The sequence below is a fragment of the Blastopirellula sediminis genome (assembly GCF_020966755.1).
In the GTDB taxonomy this organism is placed as follows: Bacteria; Planctomycetota; Planctomycetia; order Pirellulales; family Pirellulaceae; genus Blastopirellula; species Blastopirellula sediminis.
This window is the reverse complement of the sequence record NZ_JAJKFT010000004.1, coordinates 1746344-1769939: the sequence shown is the minus strand read 5'-3', so window position 1 is coordinate 1769939 and position 23596 is coordinate 1746344. Positions and strand designations below refer to the sequence as shown.

Annotated in this window: 16 protein-coding genes; 6 read left to right on the top strand and 10 right to left on the bottom strand. The window is 58.0% G+C overall.

Annotated elements, in window-relative coordinates; translation table 11 throughout:
- Positions 1-251: 251 nt before the first annotated feature.
- On the top strand, positions 252-4523 hold the full coding sequence (locus tag LOC68_RS10865) for a tetratricopeptide repeat protein (protein WP_230218407.1): 4272 nt from the start codon (positions 252-254) through the stop codon (positions 4521-4523).
- A 31-nt stretch (positions 4524-4554) separates the two neighbouring features.
- Here the strand turns inward: LOC68_RS10865 and LOC68_RS10860 are convergent, their stop codons facing one another.
- Together LOC68_RS10860 and LOC68_RS10855 are read right to left on the bottom strand one after the other, a co-directional pair.
- On the bottom strand, positions 4555-5835 hold the full coding sequence (locus LOC68_RS10860; protein ID WP_230218406.1) for a DUF1552 domain-containing protein: 1281 nt from the start codon (positions 5833-5835) through the stop codon (positions 4555-4557).
- A gap of 58 nt (positions 5836-5893) precedes the next feature.
- Positions 5894-8296, bottom strand: coding sequence for a DUF1592 domain-containing protein (locus tag LOC68_RS10855; RefSeq protein ID WP_230218404.1), 2403 nt, complete (start codon positions 8294-8296; stop codon positions 5894-5896).
- Positions 8297-8751: 455 nt separating this feature from the next.
- On the opposite strand from LOC68_RS10855, the gene LOC68_RS10850 reads away from it, so the two are divergent.
- The gene (locus LOC68_RS10850) at positions 8752-9201 is read left to right on the top strand and encodes a hypothetical protein (RefSeq protein ID WP_230218402.1); all 450 of its coding nucleotides are present in this window, start codon (positions 8752-8754) and stop codon (positions 9199-9201) included.
- A gap of 176 nt (positions 9202-9377) precedes the next feature.
- Here the strand turns inward: LOC68_RS10850 and LOC68_RS10845 are convergent, their stop codons facing one another.
- Together LOC68_RS10845 and LOC68_RS10840 are read right to left on the bottom strand one after the other, a co-directional pair.
- Positions 9378-9755 carry an Hsp20/alpha crystallin family protein gene (locus tag LOC68_RS10845; protein ID WP_230218400.1) on the bottom strand — a complete coding sequence of 126 codons (378 nt, stop codon included), beginning with the start codon at positions 9753-9755 and terminating at the stop codon, positions 9378-9380.
- 265 nt (positions 9756-10020) lie between these two features.
- Entirely contained in the window at positions 10021-10308 is a 288-nt protein-coding gene (locus LOC68_RS10840; protein ID WP_230218399.1) for a BON domain-containing protein, read from the bottom strand.
- Between the two features lie 673 nt (positions 10309-10981).
- Here LOC68_RS10840 and LOC68_RS10835 point away from each other — a divergent pair.
- From LOC68_RS10835 to LOC68_RS10825, 3 genes are all read left to right on the top strand, one after another.
- On the top strand, positions 10982-13213 hold the full coding sequence (locus tag LOC68_RS10835; protein WP_315858995.1) for a hybrid sensor histidine kinase/response regulator: 2232 nt from the start codon (positions 10982-10984) through the stop codon (positions 13211-13213).
- Positions 13197-13859: a response regulator gene (locus tag LOC68_RS10830; protein WP_230218398.1), complete on the top strand. Its 663-nt coding sequence runs from the start codon at positions 13197-13199 to the stop codon at positions 13857-13859. The genes LOC68_RS10835 and LOC68_RS10830 overlap by 17 nt, the downstream gene beginning before the upstream one ends.
- Before the next feature lie 173 nt (positions 13860-14032).
- Positions 14033-14968: a PAC2 family protein gene (locus tag LOC68_RS10825; RefSeq protein WP_230218397.1), complete on the top strand. Its 936-nt coding sequence runs from the start codon at positions 14033-14035 to the stop codon at positions 14966-14968.
- 13 nt (positions 14969-14981) lie between these two features.
- Here the strand turns inward: LOC68_RS10825 and LOC68_RS10820 are convergent, their stop codons facing one another.
- From LOC68_RS10820 to LOC68_RS10795, 6 genes are all read right to left on the bottom strand, one after another.
- On the bottom strand, positions 14982-15995 hold the full coding sequence (locus LOC68_RS10820) for a zinc-dependent alcohol dehydrogenase family protein (RefSeq protein ID WP_230218396.1): 1014 nt from the start codon (positions 15993-15995) through the stop codon (positions 14982-14984).
- 42 nt (positions 15996-16037) lie between these two features.
- Positions 16038-17183, bottom strand: coding sequence for a baeRF7 domain-containing protein (locus LOC68_RS10815; RefSeq protein ID WP_230218395.1), 1146 nt, complete (start codon positions 17181-17183; stop codon positions 16038-16040).
- Between the two features lie 197 nt (positions 17184-17380).
- Positions 17381-18040 carry a dienelactone hydrolase family protein gene (locus LOC68_RS10810; protein WP_230218394.1) on the bottom strand — a complete coding sequence of 220 codons (660 nt, stop codon included), beginning with the start codon at positions 18038-18040 and terminating at the stop codon, positions 17381-17383.
- Positions 18041-18093: 53 nt separating this feature from the next.
- Positions 18094-18534 carry a CBS domain-containing protein gene (locus tag LOC68_RS10805; RefSeq protein ID WP_230218393.1) on the bottom strand — a complete coding sequence of 147 codons (441 nt, stop codon included), beginning with the start codon at positions 18532-18534 and terminating at the stop codon, positions 18094-18096.
- A 57-nt stretch (positions 18535-18591) separates the two neighbouring features.
- Positions 18592-19185 (bottom strand): phosphoribosyltransferase, encoded by a 594-nt coding sequence (locus LOC68_RS10800; RefSeq protein WP_230218391.1) that lies wholly within the window; start codon positions 19183-19185, stop codon positions 18592-18594.
- An 80-nt stretch (positions 19186-19265) separates the two neighbouring features.
- Positions 19266-20612: a sigma-54-dependent transcriptional regulator gene (locus LOC68_RS10795; protein ID WP_230218389.1), complete on the bottom strand. Its 1347-nt coding sequence runs from the start codon at positions 20610-20612 to the stop codon at positions 19266-19268.
- 266 nt (positions 20613-20878) lie between these two features.
- Here LOC68_RS10795 and LOC68_RS10790 point away from each other — a divergent pair, with 266 nt between their 5' ends.
- The gene (locus LOC68_RS10790; protein ID WP_230218388.1) at positions 20879-23539 is read left to right on the top strand and encodes a cation-translocating P-type ATPase; all 2661 of its coding nucleotides are present in this window, start codon (positions 20879-20881) and stop codon (positions 23537-23539) included.
- Positions 23540-23596 lie beyond the last annotated feature (57 nt).

Below are 23596 nucleotides of genomic sequence, written 5' to 3'. Positions count from 1 at the left end.
CAACCGCTGCCTGATGCTGCTCCGCAAGAACTGCCACGGTCTTTCTGCGAATTGCGTCTCCCCTGGTGGTTTCCACTAGGCGCAATTCGAGTATCGCTCGATTCGCACACTTACCCGCGCAAGATAGGCTAGCCTTTCGTAGATCGTCGGCAAATCGACGACTGCCGCTACCATACGCTCGAATTGTTCGCTAACAAAACGAGTCGCCGGGAGGCGTTTTGTTCCAGTTCCATTCTTGATAGGAACGAACGATGAAGAGAACTCTGGCCGGCATCATCTCTTTCGCCGTGCTAATTGTGCTACTGCTCCCCACCTGTTTGTTGGCACAAACTGCAACTGAGCACAACAATCTCGGCAACCAATGGATGGACAAGGGGGAATACGACAAGGCGCTCGCCGAGTTCAACGAAGCGATCCGACTCGACCCCAACTCCGAGCCCCAATATTGCAATCGAGGTTGGGTTTGGGAAATAAAGGGAGAGTACGCGAAAGCGAAAGCCGACTTCGACAGAGCCATAAAACTTAATCCCAACTGCAAGCTCGCGCGTAATGGGCGCGGCCTGGTCCTACGCCATTTAGGGGAATATGAGCAGGCGATCGCCGACTTGAACCTCGCCGTGAAAATCGATCCCAACTCTGCGATCGGATATCACAATCGCGGCCTCGTTTGGAACAACAAGGGGGAATACGACAAGGCGATCGCCGATTTCGACCACGCAATAGCGCTCGATCCGGATGCTTTCACCTACGGCGAGCGCGGCTGGGCCTGGATTGAGAAAAAGGAATACGACAAGGCGATCGCCGATTGCAACGCCGCGCTGCGGCTCGATCCCAATTACGCCGACGGCTATTACTATGCCGGCGTCGCCCGGAGAAGGAAGGGAGAAGTCGACAAGGCGATCGTCGACTTTACGGCGGCGATACGTCTTGATCCGAACTACGCAGCCGCTTACAGCGACCGTGGCTGGACCCTGCAAGACAAACAGGAGTACGACAAGGCGAAAGCCGACTTCGACAGCGCCTTAAAACTTAATCCAAACCTCAAATACGCTCTTAACGGTCGCGGCCTGGCCCTGATCCATTTGGGAGAGTATGACAAAGCGATCGCCGATTTGAACGTCGCCTTGCAAATCGATCGCAACTACGTAAACGGATATCACCATCGCGGCCTCGCTTGGAGCAGCAAAGGAGAGTACGACAAGGCGATCGCCGACTTTGATCAGGCGATAGCGATTGCTCCGCTAGCCGTCACCTACGGCGAGCGCGGCTGGGCCTGGATTGAGAAAGAGGAATACGACAAGGCGCTCGCCGATTGCAACGCCGCGCTGCAACTAGATCCCAATTATGCCGACGGCTATTACTATGCCGGCGTCGCGCGGAGCAAAAAGGGGGAAAACGACAAAGCGATCGTCGACTATACGGCGGCGATACGTCTCGATCCGAACTATGCCGACGCTTACAACGACCGCGGCTGGGCCCTGGAAGACAAAGAGGAGTACGACAAGGCGATCGCCGACTTCGACGTAGCGATACGATTGGCCCCGAAATATGCCGACGCCTATCTCGGCCGGGGTGCGGCGTGGAATGAAAAAATGGAGTTCGATAAGGCGATCGCTGACGCGAGTAAAGCTCTCGAGTTGGATCCGCAAAACGCATACGCCTATGTCGTTCGCAGCAACGCATGGAATGAGAAAAAGGAGTTCGACAAAGCGATCGCCGACGCCGACGCGGCCCTGAAAATCGATCCGCAGTGGGTGATGGCCTACAGCAATCGCGGCACGGCGCTCATCGATAAAGGCAAACTCGACGAAGGTCTCGCCGATCTGGAGCGAGCGGAGCAGCTCGCCCCCGACAACAGCGTTATTCTCTGCGATTTAAGCTGGGCGTGGGGCCTGAAGAACAACCCCGACAAAGCGATCGAGTACGCCGACAAGGCGCTCGCCGCCAACCCCAAGGAGATCCAAGCCTATTCCAATCGGGGCGAAGCGCGATCCAACAAAGGAGACTACGACGCGGCGATCGCCGACTTTACGGAACTGCTGCGACTTAGGCCCAACGACTGGGTAGTCTACCAATACCGAGGCTTCGCGTGGGACAATAAAGGAGAGTACGACAAGGCGATCGCCGACTACGCAAAATCGATTCAACTTAACCCCAAGAATCCCAACGCCTACAGCAATCGGGGCGTCGCCCTTTCTCACAAAGGGGAAGAGGAACAGGCGCTGCTCGACTACAACCAATCCCTAAAGCTCGATCCGATGTACGCGACCGCCTACAGCAATCGCGGTCTCACCCTCTATCGAATGGGGGATAAAGCGAAGGCGCTGGCCGATTACGACAAGGCGATTGAACTCGACAAGACCATCAAAAGCGCCTACTGCAATCGCTCGACGTATTGGCTCGAAACGTACGATTTTGACAAAGCTCTCGCCGATGCGAATGCGGCGATCCAATTGGACCCCAACTATGTAGACGCCTTGAGTAATCGCGGCTGCGCCCTGCAGGCCAAGGAAGAATACGATAAGGCGCTGGCCGACTTCGACCAAGTTCTCAAGCTAGAGCCCGAAGACGCCTTGGCTTACGCCTATCGCGGATCAGTCTGGAGCGACAAGGGAAACTTTGAAAAAGCGATGGCCGATTTCGACCAGGCCCTCAAACTGGATCCCAAACAGGTTGTCGCCCTGACGAACCGCGGCAGTTGCTGGTCAGACCAGGGGGACTTCGACCGGGCAATCGCCGACTACAATCGCGCTTTACAAATCGATCCGCAAAACGCCGCCATCTATCAACAGCGCGGGATGACCTTGTCCGACAAGGGAGAAACCTCCGAAGCGATCGCCGATTTCACCCAATCGATCAAACTCGATCCAAACAACATCCCAGCCTACCTGGGCCGCGGCATGAGTTATCGAATGCTGCGGAACGCCGACAAGGCGATCCTCGATCTAAGCCAGGTGATCAAACTAGACCCGAAAAACAGCGGCGCCTACAACGTGCGTGGGCTCGCCTGGTCGGATAAAGACGAAAGCGAGAAGGCGATCGCCGACTACAATCAGGCGATCCGCCTCAATCCTACGAATTCAAGCCCCTATTCGAATCGCGGACTGAGTTGGCACGACCTGGGAGATCTCGACAAGGCGCTTACCGACTACGGCGTCGCCATCAAACTCGATCCAAATAATCCGACGGCATACTACAACCGCGCTAAAACCTGGCGAGTAAAGGGAGACCTCGACAAAGCGCTAAGCGACTACAACGAAGCGATTCGCGTCGACCCCAAATACGCTTCCGCCTATTCCAGCCGCGCCTCCGTCTGGCTCGACAAAGGTGAAAACGACAAAGCGATCGAAGATTGCACTCAAGCTTTGAAATACGACGCCAACGACCCTTATGCGTACAACACGCGCGGGATCGCATTCGACGACAAAGGAGAATCTGATAAGGCCCTCGCCGACTTCGCCGAAGCGCTGCGGATCGAACCGGACGTCAGCGTCTATCGGAACCGCGCAATGTTGTTGCACAACCAGGGGGTAGACGATAAGTCGCTCGCCGATATCGCCGCCGCCCTGGAATTAGATCCCAACGACTTTCTTACCTATCGACTGCGTGGCGAGATTTGGGCTGACAAGGAGGAGTATGGGAAAGCGATCGATGATTTCAACCGCGCCCTTCAGCTTGCCCCGAAGGACGCCTACGCACTGCGACATCGCGGAGCGGCGTGGTGCTACCAGGGAAAGCTCGACAACGCCCTCGCCGATTTGAATCGCTCACTTCAGCTCGATCCGCAAAGCGCCTACGCGTACCGCCAGCGCAGCCTTGTGTGGAACAAAATGGGAGAATATGACAAGGCGATTGCCGACGCCAACGAAGACCTCCGACTTTCTCCCCAAGACGCGTTCGCCTATTCCATCTTGAGCTGGGCCTGGAAAGCCAAAGGAGACTTCGATCAGGCGATCGCGATGGCCGATAAGGCGCTTGAGGTCAATCCAAAATATGAATCCGCCTTTAACAATCGCGGCAATGCGTGGCTCGATAAGGGAGACTACAAACGGGCGATAGCCGACTATGATCAGGCGATCGCGCTAAATCCGAAAGACGCCACTACGATTGCGAATCGCGGCGGAGCCTGGAGGCGCATGGGGGAATATGACAAAGCGCTCGCCGACTTCAACGAGGCGCTTCGCTTAGACCCGAATCATACGACGGCGCTGGTCCGTCTTGCCTGGCTGAGATCGACCTGTCCCGTCGAAAAGTACCGTGACAGGAAACAAGCGTTCGACCTGGCCAAACGCGCTTATGACCTAAGCGAAATCAAGGATTGGGGAATTTACGACACGCTTGCCGCCGCGTATGCGGAAAACAACAGCTTTGACCAGGCCCAGAAGTGGGTTCAGAAAGCGATTGACAAGGCCACCCTGGAAAAGACCAAGGCCGAACTGCGTGCCCGACTCCAGCTCTACCAGGCGAAAAAAACCTATCGGGAAGAGCTGAAATCGGCGTCGTCAAGCGTGAAAGGAAAGTAAACGGAAATCTCCCGCACGATGACGAAAAACCTTACCCACGCAACGGCGCCAATCCCGTCAGGGTTCCGCTGCCGGTCGAAAATCGATCAACTTCAATGTTCAGATGCTGCAGCTGGCTGACGAACAGATTACAGAGCGGCGGCGGGCTGTTCGGGTCGAAGGCGAGATGGCGCCCATGTTGGAAGCGTCCGCCGGCCGCGATAATCGGCAAGTTCGAGTTATCGTGGCTCGACGCATTCCCCAGGTTCGAACCAAGCACGATCGAAGTCTGATCGAGCAAGGTATGGTCTCCTTCCTGGACGTCGTTCAGCTTCTGCATGAGTTCGGCGAACAGCCGCATTTCTTCCCGTTCAATGATCGCCAGCATTTTGATTTTGTCCTCGTCCCGGCCATGGTGACTGAGGTTATGCCAGCCATCTTCGACTCCATCCAGCGAAACGACGCCGTTGTCGCCGGCGCCGGAGAGCGTAATCAGCCGCGTCGAATCGGTTTGGAACGCCAGGAAGATCATGTCGTACATCAGCTGCATCCGCGCCGTCAGATCGGATCGGTCGGCGACGTCCTGCGGAGGTTTGCGATCAACAGTCGGCTTTGGCTTCTCGATCCACTCCTCGGCGCTTCGCAGCCCCTCTTCCAGATCACGAATGCTGCTGAGGTACTGATCGAGCGTCTGCCCATCGTGTTTCCCCAGGTCCCGTGCGACGCTCTTGGTCTGGTCGAGGACCAGGTCCATGATGCTTTGGCCGTTTTGCACCCGCTGCAGTTGCGTCGCCCGTTCGGCCGCGGTCCCGGCCAAGAACAGCTTTGCGAAGAGCTTGGAAGGACGACTCTCGGTCGGAATCGCGACGCCGGCTCGCGTCCACGACATGCTCGTCCCATTCAGTCCCAACGACAACGACGAAAACCGCGTCGCCTTGCCGATAAACTCGGCGGCGTACTGATCAACCGAGATGGTGTTTTGAAAGCCGGGACGTCCCGGATGCGCGGCGCCGGTTAAAAATGACTTCTCGGCGCTGTGCCCGCCGTTGACGTCGGGATGATTCAAACCGGAGATGACGGTGAATTTATCGCGAAGCGGCTGGAGCGGTTCCAAGTAGGGTGAAGCCTTGTAGTCGGCGCCCTCCCCTTCCGGAAAGAAGTAAGGTCCGTAATAGCCAAGCGGCGAACAGATCGACAGCATCCGCCGAATATCGCCCTCTTGGCCTGGTCGGTTGTTCGCCTCGGCGCCACGCACGCGCTGCCCTTCCAACAGCGGCAGTCCGATCGCGACTCCGGACGCTTGCAGAAAACGCCTGCGGTTGATTGACTTCATCTCGATTCTCTTGCGATGGAACTGGGGTGGCTTAACGAACGACGGAAATACGCTGGCGTTACGACTTGGGCTTGGGAGCGGAGAGGAACAGGTCGCTTTCGACGATCGCTTCGATCATCGACTTCAGCCCATAGTCTTTCTGCTCCGTCTTTTGGACGATTTTCTCAACTTGCTCGCGATCGGCGAACGTCACCGGGCGGCCGCTGGAATAGACCAGCAGTTTGGCCGCGATCGCGCGAGCGATCTGCGGTCGCTTGTCGGAAAGCAGTTCGCGGAACTGGACGAAGTCGGCGAACTCCTGACCATCCGGCATCGTCCCGGCGGTTTGCAGGTCTTGTCCCATCTTGTACGAAACCTTGCCCGGCAATTTCGTTCCTTCTCCCAGCGAACGATACCACTGGCGTTCTCCGCCGATCACGTCGAACTTCTCCAGCGCGAAGCCGATTGGATCGATTCGTCGGTGGCAGCTGGCGCACGCGGCATCTTTGCGATGAAGCGCCAGCTGATCATGAATGTTCGTCGCTCCCCGAATATCTGGCTCTACCGCCGGAACCCCAGGCGGAGGAGGCGGCGATGGCGTTCCCAACAGGTTTTCCAGCACCCAAACGCCACGCGTCACCGGAGAGGTCGACGTGCCGTTGGCGGTCACCTTCAAAACGCTGGCCTGCGTCAACACGCCGCCGCGAATGCAATCGTTCGGCAGGCTGACCTTCCGATACTCTTCGTTGCCGCGAACTCCTTCGATGCCGTAGTGCCGCGCCAGCCGTTCGTTCAAGATCGTCCAGTCGGCGTCGACAAAGTTGGTGACGCTCAAGTCCTGTTCCAGCACCTCGCGGAAGAAGCGGCGCGTCTCTTCGACCATCCCTTGCTGCAACAGGAAATCAAACTCGGGATAGAGTTTCGCGTCCGGCGTGGTGAACTCGATGTCATCCAAGTCGAGCCATTGCCCAGTAAAGTCGGCGACGAACCGCTCGATGCGCGGATCGGCGATCATCCGCTCAACCTGAGCGCGAAGGAGGGCATGATCATGCAACTTTCCCTGAGCCGCCAGATCGAGCAACTCCTGATCCGGCGCCGTCGACCAAAGAAAGTAGGAGAGCTTCGACGCGATGTCGTAGTCGTCCACCTGCTCCGAACGTTCAACCAATAAAAACTGCGGAGAGCACAACACGGCAGTCACGCCGGTGCGAACCGAGTCCTCGAAAGACTGGCCGCTGCGATGGCAATTCAGCGCCAAATCGACATATGCCTGAACAGTCGCCGCATCGACAGGCCGCCGAAACGCCCGTGGGACGAAGTCGGCGACGATCCGCTCGATGTCCGCTTCCGGGTTGTCCGATTCGACCTTGCACGACTTCACGCCGCGACGATGACGCATGTAGATCGACTCGTGCTCGACCAGGTTGATTCCTTTCCCGTCGCCAAAGAGGCCTTTCTGCGCCTCGGACGGAAAGCTCTGATCGAGCGGACCGTACGTTTCGGCCCACGCGATCGCGATGCCGGGGCGGAGTTCATGCTTGTCGCGCCACGTGACATGCTCCGGCCAGATCTGCGGTAGGATGTGAATCGTATCGCCCGCCTCCATGGCGGTGGTGAATTCAATGATCCGCGGCTTGTCGGCGGTTCCGGTAACGTCATACACGCCGATGAATTTGTGCGTCGTCGCGCCAAACAGGCTGCCGACGTAAAGCGATACCGACAACGTCCGTTCCCCCGCCTGGTAAGGCCAGAGAGCGACGCGGCAGCGATAGTGCCCGTTCTCAATCGGATGGGCCGGATCAATCCGGGCCGGGGGCCAACCAGGGGTAAACTTCACAAAGGAGCCTTCCGCCGCGAGGGTTCCCCCTTTGCTCTTGTCGGCCGAATCGATGTTCTCCTTCACCTCCATCAATTCGATGCGACGCGTCTCGGCCGGCAATGGCTTGATACGACGAATGGTTGCGTCGAAGGCGACGTTCGCCGCTTCCAGGTACTGCTCCAGCAGGACGGAAGAAATGCTCAGGCCGGCAGCCGCTTTGTCGAATCCTTGGGCGTCTCCATCTTCGGGCAACAGATCGGCGAGCGGCACGTCGATCCCCAGCAGGTCGCAGACGGTGTGCTGGTACTCTTTCCGATTGAGCCGACGCGTGGCCGGGCCAAGCGAAGCGGCCGGACGCGCGACGCTGGCGATGATCGGATCGACCGCTGACTTCACCGATGCGGCGCTCGGCTGCGTCTCCTCCGGTGGAGGCATCTCTCCGTTTTCGAGTGCAGTAACAACTCGCTTCCAGATCTCCAGTTCATTGGGAGATGCGCTGCCGAGCTGGAGCGTATCGAGTCGGACGTTCCCCTCCTGCGCATCTTCGCCGTGACAGCTGGTGCAATTGGCCGTGAGGAACTGCCGTACGTCGAAATTCTCAGCGCGGCTCGACGCAGTCCAGACGAGAATTGCCAGAACTGCGGTAATGATTCGACAAGACAAGGGCGTTCTCTCCGCGAAGGGGCGACCAGCGATGGGTTCCCTCCATTCTAGCTATGAAGCAGGGGCGCCGCCAAACCTACTCTATCGGGGCAACGCTTGCTGTGCGAACTATCTCGGTTGCTCCGAATGAAAGCGGGGGCTTAAGGAAACTTCATCCGCAATCCAGATGCTCCCGACTGCGGATTGTGGTGAAATCAGAATTAGGGAGGGCAGTATGTGCGAAACTGCCCACTGGTCCTCTCCAGTGTGCGAGTTCGCTCACTTCCATCGGCGGCAGATCGCACAAAACAGCGAAGATCACGCGTAGAAGTTGTCGCCGTTGTTGGCATTACGTTTGCATTGTTTCTTAGAGAATCGGTTCACGATTGCAATCGATCGAGCGGTAATTTCCAATGAATTTAGCAACGCCGATCCGCTGATTGCGACGCTCCGAGCCGAGAAAGGGAGATGTTCAAATGCCCTCGAAACAAGTGAAAGAGATCCTGGATCACGTCCGTTCCGTTCACCAAAAGCTGAAGAAGGTTTGCCATCAGCTCGGATCTCAGGAGACCGATCCGCGCATGAAACTGTTGTTCGAGTATATCGAACGGCATGAAGAGGCGTTCAACACCTCCGTTCGGCGATTTGAAAAGGACGCCGGCGGCCACGGCTTGCTCGAAACATGGCTGCAGTTCACCTCGGACGAATTCATCGACGAAGATTTCAAAGAGTTGGAGCTCACCTCCGAGATGTCCGCCGAAGAGATCGTTGAGAATGTGCTGGCCTTCGACACCAAGCTAGTGGCGATCTATCGCGATCTGGCCGATTCGACCTCCTCCTCGCAGTTGAAGGAACTCTTCAACGACCTGGTCCAATTCGAGGAAGACAAAGAGCGGCAGTACGCGAAAATGATGCAAGATTGGTAGTCGACAATCTTCGTTCGGCCACGGCGAAATGAAGAGCGAGTATCGATCGGGAGCCCGCTTCCCTCCTGAATACAGGAAGCGAATGGGCGCCGAACCAGCGGCGCCCATTTTTCGTTTTCGCCAAGAAATAACAACGCCGCCGACCGCTGCCCGATCGGCGGCATCGATATCAAGGTCTAGGTGGTCTTGACCTCGATATGGCGCGATTGAGCTTCCGGAGATTTCGGAAGCATGACGGTCAGAATGCCGTCCTTCATTCTGGCGTCAATCTTGTCCTCTTCAACGGCACACGGCAGCGTCGTCGTGCGTGAGAACCGTCCGCTGCGGCGTTCGATCCGGTGGAAGGTCTGTCCCTTCTCTTCCTTTTCTTCTTTCCGCTCGCCGCTAATCACGAGCTGATTCCCGTTGATTTGGATGTCGACCTCTTTGGCGTCGACGCCCGGCAGATCCATGCTGACGGTAACGTCGGTGTCCGATTCCTTCAGGTCGAGCGCCGGGGACATCACCTGACCTCCCCAGACGTCGTTTCGCTCATCCCAGAAACGCTGGAACATATTTTCCATTTCTTCGCGTAACGTGGGGAAAGATGCGCGTTGCGCCCAAGGGAAAATAGAGCGACCAGGACGTGTCGCGACTTGTCCGTTCATCGTCTTCTCCTTTGAGTACGTGTGGATGAGTCTCATCTCGGCGCACCGGCGCGCCGAGTCTAGTTTTCTCCTCTCGAGTTTCTAACCTAATTTTACCCTCTTTAACGACGTGTCGTATCAGCAAGCCCCTGATTTCCCCCTGGTGGAAAACGCCAATCCAGCCCGCCGACAGTTACTTCGCCTTGCGAACGCTGCTCATTCCGCACGAACTGACGACGTCGACGTTGCAGACGATCTGCTCGACGTGCGGAGTGTTGCGGAGGAGCTCTTGCAGATTCTGTTTGAGATAAAAGCTGGGGACGCAGCCGTTCAACGTGAGCGTTCCGTCGACGAATTCAAGTTCGACATTGCGAAAAATGAACCCGTGCCGGCATCTATCGAGTTTCTGCTGAACGTTCTGCAACACCTCGTCATGAAGGGTGCGGTGCAGTTTGCGGCCAGATTTGTGATCGACGAACATATGGCGACTCTTTCGGTTGAGATGTAATGCCCAATCCCCGAAAATCGACAAACGAGTCAAGTTTTTCGGAGATAGGTTGGGGCGTAACATAGGGAACGCAGGCGAATCATCTTGATTCGTTTCCTGCTGCATCCAGGAATGAAGCTCGCTCGGGATCGGCTAGAGCCCAAAGGGCGTCTTCTCCGCCGCGAGCCATTTTTCCGGCAGGTCCCAATCCTGTCCGGCGAACGTCCGATCCATACGGAAACTTCCATCCGCTTTCGCGACGGAACGCCGACAAGTTGCGCAGCCAAAGGTGTGAGATACGGCGTTTTGCGTGGCGGAAGATGGGGCGAGGTGTTAATCAAGCACGCTTGCGTCATTCTTGGTATGAAGTCACTATCCCGAATTGCCGAAAAATCCGGAATCGAGTATCGCTCCATTTTGGGATAGTGAATTCCGCCATCGGCAGTTCCCGACAATTCCAGGAAACGCTAGACAATTCCGCGAAGGGGAAGGATATTGGCGATCTGGCTAAGATGACGCTAATCCGTCCCTTCCAGACCACAGAGGAAGACTTCTGGCCGAGCGTGCACCGGACATCTTCTCCCCAATCCGTTCCACTCGGTAAGCGCCAGAGCGATCGCACGACTCAGCCGCGTAAGGACTCGATCGAGCGGGATGAAATTGCCAAATGACGATGAAACTATCCATCCTCCTTATCGATAACGACGATACCCATTGCGCGAGACTGCGGACTTTCCTAGCCAAACTCCGTTATCAGGTTGATGTTGCGCACGATTGCCCTACCGCCCTCCAACTCCTGCAGCGTACCCCCTATGACGTCGCACTCCTGGATCTAAAGATCCCTGACATGGACGGCATAGAGTTGTTTCGCCGCATCAAGAGCCTGCGTTCCGATACCGCCGTTATCGTCACCTCTTACGCAGCCAGCGATACGGCCGAAACGGCAATTGGCGCCGGCGCCATGGCAGTTCTGCCGAAGCCCCCCAATTTCCCCCGTCTGATCCATCTGGTGGATGAAGCGCTGGAACAACCGCTGCTGGTCGTGATCGACGACGATCCCGACTTGTGCGAAAGCCTTCGCTATCAGTTTGAACGGCGGGGGTACCCGGTCCGCGCCGTTCATTCGCTGGCCGAATTGCAAGCGATCTTTACCGAAGGAGACGACTTTAAGTTGGCGCTTGTCGATTTCCGCTTGCAGGATTACGGAGGAGAAGAGTTTTCGCGAATCATTCGCGAAGCGGCGCCTGCGGCGCGAACCATCGTGATCACCGAACACCAGAGCGAGTTCGATCACATCGTCGACAAACTGATGAGCGAAGGCGCCTACGACTATTTGCTGAAGCCGATCAACGCCGACGTGCTGCGAATCAGCTTGCAGCGGATCGCCCATCTGAACGAGACGAAGTATTCGCTGAAGCGAGAAGCGGACGCGCGCGAGCTTGCGGAACAGCAACATCGACTGCTCGCCGAAGCGATCGCCCATCTTGGCGAAGGGGTCATCATCACGAGCGATGAATTCGACGGCCCCTGTCCTCGGATCGTTTTCGTCAACGACGCAATCTGCCGGATTACCGGCTACGCCGCCGAGGAACTGATCGGGAAGACTCCCAAAATCTTTCAAGGCAAGCGGACCGATATCGCCTTAATGCTTGACTGCCAGGCCGCCGTTCGCGCCGAGCGACCTTTCCAGGGCGAGTTCGTCTACTACCGCAAAGATCGAACGGCGTACGATGCGGAGATCGTCGTCACGCCAATGTTCGACGCCGAGGGGAGCTGCACCAACTACGTCATCGTTCAGCGCGACATCACGGAGAAAAATCGAGCGGCCAGGGAACTGCGCGATCGAGAAGCTCGCTTGCGCGCGATCCTGGATACGGCGACCGACGCAATCGTCACCATTGACTGCCAAGGAATCATCCATGCGACGAATCCCGCGACCTCCCGGATGTTTGGCTACGCAGACCAGGAGATGATCGGCCGGAACGTCATGATCCTGATGCCGGAACCGTATCGCTCCGAACATCATGGCTATCTCGCGCGCTACATGGAGACCGGCGAAGCGCACATTATTGGAACAGGGCGGGAAGTCGTAGCGCGCCGAAAAGATGGGACGACGTTTCCCGTTCACCTGGCGGTCAGCAGGATCGAAAACCCGCCGTTGTTCACCGGCATCATTCGCGATATCTCCGCCCTTAAGGAGCTGCAAAAACAAGTTCTGGAGATCGCCACGGAAGAAGATCGGCGGATTGGCCAGGAGTTGCACGACAGCGTTCAGCAGCAGTTGACCGGACTAGGACTATTGTCCCAGACCGTCTACGAAATGATGTTGACCGTGGAAGTCGAAAAGTCGGAATGCCAGACGTTCGCTGACAAAGTCGCCCACTTGGCCGGCCGCGTCGCTGCTGGGATTAACGACGTCGCTCGGGAAGTGCATAATCTCTCCCGCGGTCTGGTCCCCGTGGAAATCGACGCTGAAGGGCTACGCTCCGCATTGCGCGAACTGGCGGCCCGAATTCGTGAACAATTTGGGGTCCTCTGCGAGTGCCGTTTTCAGGGAGATACCGCGGTCACCAATAACTTCGTCGCGACCCATCTTTTCCGGATCATCCAGGAAGCGGTCACCAACGCCATCAAACATGGCGAGGCTAAACGGATTGATATTTCGCTCCGCGGCTCCGACCAGGCGATCACCATGGAAATTTTGGACGATGGCCGGGGAATCGACCCCCTGGAGGTTTCGAACCTGGGGACCGGTTTAAAGATCATGCAGTATCGCTCCGGGCTAATCGGGGGCGTTTTTAAGATCGCCCCTGGTCCGAGCGGCGGAACTTTGGTCAGCTGTATAGTATCGCGGCAAGGGAGTTTCGGAGACGTTGGGGAAGATGAACTGCCCATCTAATAAGAGTCGAATTCTGATCGTCGACGATCATCCAATCGTCTGCGAAGGACTGACTGCGCGAATCGACAGCCAAGACGACTTGGAAGTATGCGGCGCGGCGAGCAACGTCACCGACGCGCTGACCGCCTATCGCACTCTGTCGCCCGATCTGATCATCGTCGACATTCAGTTGGAGGAAGGGAACGGAATCGAACTGATCAAAGAGATTCACGGCCGTAACTCAGCCGCGAAGATGTTGGTGATCTCGGCGTACGACGAGTCATTGTTCGCCGAACGAGCGCTCCGCGCCGGTGCGCTGGGATACGTGAACAAGCGGGAGCTGCAAACCAACGTCATCTCCGCGATTCGGACCGTTCTGAATGGGGAACGCTACCTGAGCCCCAAGATGACCCAACAGCTGGTCAGTCAGGCGATTACCCAGAAAGACTCGACCGAAGAAGACCCGGTCCAGCGGCTCAGCGATCGAGAACTGGAAGTCTTCCAGTTGATCGGCCACGGCAAGACGACCGCTGCGATCGCCAGCCAACTGCAATTGAGCGTCCACACGATCGACACGCATCGCGAAAAGCTGCGTCATAAGCTCGGCGTGAAAAACAGCGCGGAGCTCATGAAGCTGGCTGTCCAGTGGGTTCTGGAAAACGGCTAATCCGGCTCTCGTCGCATCGATCCAACGGATGGCGGCTTTCGCCATGCCCACGCGGCGATTTCGCGGATGGGTTTGTAGGAGCCTTTGGGGAATAATTACCTGGAGGTTCCGTGAAGCGCGCCATCGCGCCGGCGAGAAACTCAACCTCCGTCTCCCGGAAAGGAAGTGGAGCGATGTTAGCCGATGACTTACAACTGCATCGACCTTGGTTGGTAGCCGTTTGGCCCGGCATGGGAAACGTCGGCGTAAACGCCGGCATCTATTTGCTCTCGAAGCTGGAGATGACGCTGGCGGCCGAGTTTGAAGTCGGCGATCTCTTCGACGTCGATCAGGTCGAAGTGACGAGCGGCATCATTCACATCGGACGACGTCCGCGGCATCGCTTGTTCCTCTGGCAAGATCCGGCGAAAAAGCGCGACTTGCTGGTCTTCCTGGGAGAAGCGCAGCCTCCGGCCGGCAAGTTCAACTTTTGCCGTCAGCTGATTCGCAATGCGCGGCAGTTCGGGGTCGAGCGAATCTTCACCTTCGCCGCGATGGCGACCGGCATGCGTCCCAAGCATGGTTCGCACGTCTTTGTCGCCGCGACCGATGAGGCGCTTTTGCACGAGCTCGAACACCATGAGATGGTCGTTCTCGAAAACGGGAACATCGGCGGCCTGAACGGCATCCTCTTGGGCGCCGCCGCCGAAGCCGGCCTGCAAGGAGCTTGCCTCTTGGGAGAAATGCCGCAAGTTTTCGCCCAACTCCCCTACCCCAAGGCGTCGCTGGAGATCCTAAGGGCGTTCTCGAAACTGACCGACATCCAACTCGACTTGTCGGAGTTGGCCGAACAAGGCCGCGCCATGGAAGAGCAGTTGCAGGAAATCCTCGCCAAAGTGGAGGGTGATCAAGAGACGGAGGAGCAGGAGGAAGAAGAGGAAGGTTTCGCGAGTGAAGCCCCGGAACCGGAGGGTCCTGATCCCGAGTTGGCAGCGAGAATCGAACAGCTGTTCGCCGCGGCGGCCAATGACTCCTCCAAAGCTTTTGAATTGAAACAAGAGCTTGATCGACTCGGTCTCTTCTTCAAGTACGAAGATCGCTTCCTCGATCTCTTCAAGAAGAAGGAATAGCGGCCGGATCGTTTCAGCGACCAATCACCAACACCTTGGCGCCCTTGACGTTTCCCCGCTTCAATTCCACGAGCGCCCGATTCGCTTCTTCCAGGGGATAGGGAGTAGTCGTCGAACGGAGCGGGATCTTGCCTGCGAGCGGCAAGAACTCTTCGATATCAAAATGGGTGATGTTGGCCACCGTTTTGATCTCCCGCTCCATCCACAGATGCTCGTGATAACTCAATAGCAGCAGGGCTTCTTTGTCGTTCGCTTCTTTGCGAATCGCATTGATGACGAGACGCCCACCCGGGGCAAGATTCGCCAGCGCTTCGACCACCGGTCGCCAAGCCGGCGTCGTGTCGATGATCGCGTCGAGCTTTTCCGGCGCCCGATCGGTCGTATGTCCTGCCCACACCGCTCCCAGCTCGCGGGCAAACGCCTGCGCGTTCGGATCGCGGGCAAAAACAAAAACTTGCGTGTGGGGAAATTGGTGACGGACCATTTGCAGCACCAGATGGGCTGAACCTCCGAAGCCGGTCAGTCCCAGATTTCGTCCGTCGGAGATTCCGGTCAGCCGCAGCGCCCGATAACCAATCGCCCCAGCACACAAGAGAGGAGCCGCCTCGGCGTCAGAGAAGCAAGCAGGAATCGGATAGGCGTAATCGGCGACGGCGGTCATGTACTCTGCATAACCGCCGTTTACGTCTCGCCCAGTCGCGCGAAATTCGGGGCTGACGTTCTCCCGCTCGTCTCCACTCGACGAGTGGATCCAGCCAACACCGACGCGGTCGCCGATTCGATGCCGCGTCACTCCTTCGCCTACCTCTTCGACGTAGCCGACGACCTCATGTCCCGGCACCACCGGCAAATGCGGCGGCGCCGTTCTTCCTTCGATCTCGTCCAGTTCCGTATGGCAGACGCCGCACGCACTCACTCGAATCAGCACTTCCTCAGCGCCTGGCCTTGGCTTGGGCAATTCGATCAACTCCAGCGGCGTCGTAGTGTCGCGAAGCGAAACGATTCGCCGCAGCGCCAAGGCCTTCATCCGATCCTCCTCTGCGCTCCGCTTCTCCTAGTGCTTGAGACCTCAATACCGCAACGTCGCCGCGACAAAGTCCTCACTCGGCATCTCTTCGCCCGGCATCACGTAAACCTCGCCGTTATGCAGCGCGGTTTCGATCACCGCCAGGTTCAGCAGATCTTCATCCCCGTTTTCCGGCGTCTCGTGAACGTACACATCGCCGGTCTCGGGATGATAGCTTCCCCAGACGGTCATTCCACGGTCAACGAACAGCGACTCGACCTGCCCCTGCTCCGCAGCGACCAGAATCTTGTGGATATCTGCCGAGGAGCGTCCGTTGCCCGTGGAGTCCGCATACTTTTTGGCCGCCTTGTGTTGGCGTTCTTCCAGCGCCGGCTTCACCATCGGATACGCTTCTTCGCGCAGCCGCGTCATCTGCTCGTTATCCCAGTTACCGGTCAATTGCTGCGGCAACAGACCGTTATACGAGTTCGCCTGACGATAGATCGGCAGCAGATACTCGACGCCTGCCAACAGCAGCGGGGCCGCTTCCTGTTCAAAGACCGGACGCAGCGCCTTGTCGATCATTCGGAAGTACTCGAGCAGGTTCTCTTTCTCGGTATCCGATTCGCCGCCATGGCCATGGAACAGAGCCGTATGCTTGCCCTGCGAAGCGCGGACCGGCGAGTGGAACTGCAGCCCACGTTCCGGCGTTGCGGATCCCAGCGCCGACTCCATGTCTTGCGGCATGTCGGGCACAGCGACCTTTTCAATCGTGCGCGACGTCGCTCGGTACAACTGCGAACCATTCTGGCTCAAGCTCAACACGTAGAACCGCGCGTTCGCCGCCAGAGCCGGCAACATCGGTTTCACATAGAATCGCTTGCCGACGACCGCCGTCGCGTCAAACGGAACCGGCAGTCGATAGACTTCGCACTCGTCCGTCGTCGCAAACAGCGCCAAGCCGCAGCTTCGACCTTCCCAAAAGTCCGCTCGCTCCGTCAACTTGCGGATCGGCTTGAAGAACGCCTGCGCGTCGACGCTGTACCGTTCGGCCAGCTGACTTTCCGCGTCATTCAGGAGGTTCTTCAGGCGAATCGGGTCTTGCTGCCCATCTTCACCCGCAACGTGCGTCGGCATCAGGATACTCACATAGGGCCCCTGCTGCGCCGCCATCAAACGATTCAGATCGCGTTGCGTAAAAGCGTTCATGGCAGTCTCCTTATAGAGGATTTTGCGGCGGCAACTTCGTTTCTCATCGCTGTTTATGCGCCACCGCTTCCATGTTTAATTCTGCCTCACCGACAGGGGTTGCGGGATCAGTTCCGACTTGATTTCCGCATGGTGGAATCCACCATCTGCCAGCGATCTCCCCTGCTTCCAGGGCAGTCTTCCCTTCCTTATGTTTGCTATATCCGGTTCTCCGGTTGGAGATATCGGGAAAACCATTCCTCGGCCAGTAGCGCCACCTTTTCGAGCGCTCCAGGCTCTTCAAACAGATGCGTCGCGTGAGGAACGACCTCCAAATGCTTGGCGCACTGGAGGTCTGCGAAAGCCTGGCGATTCAGCGTGAGCACCGGTTCATCGTCGCCGCCGACAATCAGGAGCGTCGGCGCTTTGACGTTTCGCAGGTGCCCTCGCGCCAGATCGGGCCTTCCACCGCGGGAAACGACCGCTTTCACAGTCGACCCATCGAGCGCGGCGGCGACTAGCGCGGCCGCCGCTCCGGTACTGGCGCCAAAGAACCCGAGCGGAAGATCACCCACCCCCGGTTGCTCTTTCGCCCACGCTTCCGCTTCGCGCAAGCGCAGCGCCAGTAGCGGAATGTCGAAGACCAGCCGCCTATCCCGGGCCTCGTCTTCTCCCAACAAATCGAACAGCAAGGTCGCAAATCCAAAGTCCTGCAGCTCCTCGGCAACCATTTGATTGCGAGTGCTAAAGCGGCTGCTGCCGCTGCCGTGCGCGAACAGGACAACTCCCTTGGCTGCATTGGGAACGGTGAGAATCCCGGGCAAGTAGTCCGATCCAACCAGCACTTCCGCTACTTGCGCTACCATTCGACTACACATTTCTCCTACTCTCCCGAAAGTGTCGTGATCTTCGGAATTCGCAGGGAGATTGGTTACGAACTTCGTCCCAACACGGTCGGCTCTTCATCTTCAAGCAGCCAACCGATCGATGCGAGTTCCTCGCTCACCAGTTCCAGGACGTCGTCCAGGCTGACGAGCCCAACCAACTCTCCACGATCACCCACCACCGGAAGACGGCGATAAGGCCCCGCTCTCATGGCGCGAATCGTCTCTTCGACCGACGTATCTTCATGCACGGTCTTCAGAGGTCCGCGAAAAACTTCCGAGATCGGAGTCGTTGCGCCATCCTTTCCGGCGGCTAGCACACGTACGGTCAAGTCGCGGTCCGTGACGATACCGATCGGCAGGCCGCGAGAATCGACGACGACGAGCGTTCCCACCTTTCGCGAGTTCATCCGTTGCGCCGCCGCTTGGGCTGATTCGTCCGGCGAGATGACATCGACCTCGCGGACGCAAATTCGTCCAACGCTCATCTGACTTCTCCTCGTAAAAGACCAAGTTCCATTCCGCCTCTTGCCATGTCCTCTCTATCACGCCGCAGGGGCGAACTCCCGCAGTATTTCCACCACTTCCTCGTCGGTCGTCGGCTCGAACCAGCGGTAGAACTCTCCCACCGCGTAAAACTCGGTCGCGGCCTGCAGACAAACCAACCGGTCGCACTTGCCGCGGATCGCCGGCAAGCAATCTTGCGGAGCGACCGGCACGGCCACGATCAATTCGGCCGGCCCGCGCTGACGAACGACTTGCAGCGCCGCCAACATCGTCGATCCGGTCGCAACGCCGTCGTCGGTAACGATGACCGAACGTCCGGCGATTTCGGCCGGCGGTCGGACGCCGCGGAAGAGCCGCTTCCGCCGGTTGATTTCCTCAACTTGCTGTTGGCATTCCCGCTGCAAATCTTCGTCGCTGACGTTCAGCCGGCGAACAACTGCGCGGTCGACCATCGGCTGGCCATCTTCACCGACTGCGCCGATGGCGAATTCCGGGTTCCACGGACATCGCAGCTTGTGGGCCAGGACGACGTCGAAATCTGCACCGATCGTCTTGGCCAATTCTGCGCCGGTCACGACTCCACCGCGGGGAATCCCCAGGACGAGAGGGTCTCTCAGCGAGAGACGTCTCAATTCTCTTCCCAGTTTCTGTCCGGCATCCTCTCGATCGTAAAATACCATCTCAATTCTCCCGGAAAGGCGCCGCTTTCGCGTTACGCCATGTCGTATTTCTCCAATAGCCGATAAAGGCACCGGCGTGAGATACCCAGCGCTCGCGCCGCACGCACTTTGTTTCCATTTTCCCGCGACATTACCTCTTGGACGCACTGCTTGCGAAGCGACTCCAGATCGAAATTCTTCGTCGGCAATCGCACTGGCGCCTCCGGTTTGCCGCCAGCGACTTCGGCCGGCAGATTTTGCAGTTGAATCGTTTGGCGATCCGCTAAGATCTTCGCTCGTTCAATCGCGTTGATCAGTTGGCGAATATTTCCGGGCCAGTCGAACCGCTCGATCGCTTGCAGCGCATCCGATTCGATTTGCCAATCGTTTCCCATAAAGTGATGCGTCAGCAGCGTCACGTCGTCGCCGCGTTGACGCAGCGGCGGCAGTTCAAGCCGCATCACGTCAATTCGATAGTAAAGGTCTTCGCGAAAACGCCCTTCTCGGACCTCGCGTTTCAAGTCGCGATTGGTCGCCGTTACCAGGCGAACGTTCGCGTGGCGCTCCTTGGTGGCGCCAACGCGGCGGTACGTCCCATCCTCGAGCACCCGCAGCAGCTTCGCTTGCACCCCGCCGGTCATCTCGCCGATCTCGTCAATGAACAACGTCCCGCCGTCCGCCGTTTCAAACAGCCCCGGCTTGGCCGCGCTCGCCCCGGTAAAAGCGCCCTTCTCATGGCCGAACAATTCGCTTTCCAGCAGCGACTCCGGCAATGCGGCGCAGTTGACGACCACCATGTTGCGTCCGGCTCGGCCGCTAACGTTATGCAGTGCGCGAGCGACCAGCTCCTTGCCCGTTCCACTTTCTCCCTGGATCAAGATCGGCCGATCGGTCGGACCGGCCAGCTTGATCAAACGAAAGACCTCCTGCATTGAAGGGGATTGCCCGACCATCAGCGGCTGGGGTCGATCGTGACGAAAGGGAAAGCTCAACGGACTCCTCCTCCGTCCGGTCGCCAACACGGCGTCATTAAGCACTTGTTGCAGACGGACCATTTTCAGCGGTTTCGTGAGAAACTCGAACGCTCCCAGCTTGATCAAGGCGACCGCCGATTCGATCGTCGCATCGCCAGAGACGCAGACGACTTCGCAACCCCCTTTCCCTTTCAGTTGCAGAAACAAGTCGAGACTGGCTTCATCTCCGTCGCCAACATCCAATAAAATCACGTCATATTCGCACAGCTCTAACTTGCTTACGGCCTCCTCTACCGATGCGACCTCGTCGACCTCGGCTTGGTTTTCGGCCAGCAGCTGTTTGACGGCGTGCCGAACGTTCGGATCTCCGTCAACAACGAGCACGCGACTCGCATGCAGGTGACAAAAGCGGTTGGTACTGATCATGGCGACACACGATGGGGCTAGATGGAGTGTTGTTCCTGACGCAAGGCTTTCGCGACTCAACTTCTTTTCCACTTCTCTATTGGGTCATATTTTGGGAATCTGTTGAATCGCTAGATTCCCCTTTCCCACATGGCGGATTCCCCGATCCCCAATCGGAAGCCAACGAACGAGAATAAACATGATGCAAAAATGAACCGCTAATATGACAATTGCCGCAGACCTTTTCGCGGCCGCCGTTACATCCAACCGCAGCGAAGAGCACAACGTTGATCCACGAACTAAAATGGCACGCCGCGGACCTGGCGAAGGTCTACCAAGACCTGTCGACTTCCGAAAAAGGTCTCTCTGAGCCCGAGGCGGAGAAACGTCTGCTCCAATTCGGCGCAAACGCCCTGCCGGAACAACCGCCGCCGACCTGGTGGATGATTCTGTTGCGGCAGTTTCTCAGCCCGTTGATCTACATCCTGCTGATTGCCGCGGTAATCTCCGCCTTTACCGGCGACATGCGTGACGCCGCTTTTATCATTGGCGTGTTGATGCTGAACGCCACGGTCGGCGGTTACCAGGAATGGAAGGCGGAAAAGAGCAGCCAGGCGCTGCGAAAGCTGCTCCGTATCCACGCTTCGGTCCAGCGCGGCGATGATGTTAAAGAGATACCCGCCGAAAGAGTCGTTCCGGGCGACATCGTCTGGCTCGAGTCAGGCAATCGCGTCCCTGCCGATCTGCGCCTGGTCTGGGATCGCGGACTGAAAATTGACGAATCGCTGCTTACCGGCGAATCGCTTCCCGTCTCCAAGAATCCCCGCTGGATCGGCGATCGAGACGCCCCCCAGGCCGATCAATTAAACATGGCGTTCGCCGGCTCGATCGTAGCGCACGGCCGCGCCAAAGGCGTGGTCGTCGCGACCGGCACGTCGACCGCCGTCGGACAGTTGGCGCTCGACGTCAGTCGCGCCACCGGAGGCAAGCCGCCGCTGTTGGAGCGGATGGAACGATTCACAAATGTAATCGCGATCACGACGTTGGCGACCGCAGCGGTGATCGGCGTCGTCGGCGTCTTCTTAGGTCGCTATGCGCCGACCGAGTTGTTCCTCTTCACCGTCGTCTTGGCCGTGGCGGCGATTCCCGAAGGCTTGCCGGTAGCGATGACCGTCGCTTTGGCGATCGCCACGACGCGAATGGCCCGCCGCGGCGTGATTGTGCGGCGACTTACCGCGGTGGAAGGGCTCGGAAGTTGCACGCTGGTCGCAACCGACAAAACCGGCACGCTGACCGTCAACGAACTGACGGTCAGCGAAGCGCGCCTGGCGACCGGCGAGGCGTTTCGCGTCACCGGCGAAGGTTTTGCGCCGGAGGGACAAGTCGTTCCGCTCGCGACAGATGCTGACACGAACCGGTTGCAAGCGCTCGTTCGCTCGGCTGTCCTTTGCAATGAAGCCGACCTGTATCAACACGATGGCGGTTGGCATTGGCGCGGAGACGCCGTCGACATCGCGCTGTTGGCGTTTGCACATAAGCTGGGAACCACGCAAGCGGCGACGCAAGCGATCCACCCGCAGGTCAACGACATTCCCTACGAATCGGAACGCCAATTCGCCGCGTCCTTCAACCAGGTTGACGACGAAGTTCGCGTCTTCGTCAAAGGCGCCCCGGAACGCGTATTCGGGATGTGCCAGATTGGCCTCGATCGCTCGGCCATGGAGGAAGTGGCGAAAGAAATGGCGGCTCGCGGCCTGCGCGTGTTGGCCGTGGCCGAAGGTCCTGCCGAGGAAGAGATCGATCCGACCATCGCTCCGGCCGAACCAACCGAACTGACGCTCCTCGGTTTCGTCGGCATGATCGATCCCCTACGTTCCGGCGTTCGCGACGCGGTCGACACCTGCCGCCGCTGCGGCGTTAATGTCTCGATGATCACCGGCGATCACTCGATCACGGCGCTTGCCATTGCGCGCGATCTGGGGCTCGCCGAAGACGAGTCGCAAGTGATGACCGGCCCGGAATTGGCCGACAAAACTCCCGAAGAGTTGGCCAGGTACGTACAGGAAATCCGGGTCTTCGCCCGCGTCGCTCCCCGACAAAAACTCCAAATCGTCAACGCCGCTCAGGCGTCGGGCCAGTTCGTCGCCGTTACCGGAGACGGCGTCAACGACGCTCCGGCGCTGCGAGCCGCTAACATCGGCGTCGCCATGGGACGATCGGGAACCGACGTCGCGCGGGAAGCTTCGGAGCTGGTCATCAGCGACGACAACTTCGCCACCATCGTCGCCGGAATCGAAGAGGGACGGGTCGCCTACGAAAACATTCGTAAAGTGATTTATCTGCTAATCTCTCAAGGTGCGGCCGAGTTGGTGGTGATGGGGCTAGCGGTGATCACCGGTATGCCGCTACCGCTACTTGCGGTTCAGGTCCTCTGGATGAACTTGATCACCAACGGCATTCAGGACGTCGCTTTGGCGTTTGAACCGAGCGAAGGTGACGTGCTGGATCGCAAACCAAGGTCGCCGCAAGAGCCGATCTTCGACTTCTTAATGATCGAACGGACGATCGTCGCCGCCGCCGTCATCGGGCTCATCGGCTTTGGGACGTTTTATTGGATGATCTCCAACGGCCATACCATCGCCGACGCCCGCAATACGCTGCTATTGATGATGGTGCTGTTTGAAAACTTCCATATTGGCAATTGCCGTTCGGAAACGAAGTCCGCCTTTTCTTTGAGCCCACTGCGCAGCCCGATTTTGTTGTCCGGCGCTTTGGGCGCGTTTTTCGTCCATCTGGCTGCGATGCACGTTCCCTTCATGCAAGCGTTGCTGGATACCTCTCCAGTATCACTGACCACTTGGGTCGTGGTGATCGCTTTGTCCTTTACCATTGTGCCGGTCATCGAAATTGACAAATGGCTCTGGCGACGGCGAACCGCCCAAAAATAATACTGAATTCGCCTCAAAAAAAAATCGATTGTCGCGAACCGCCCTCTGACCCCACAC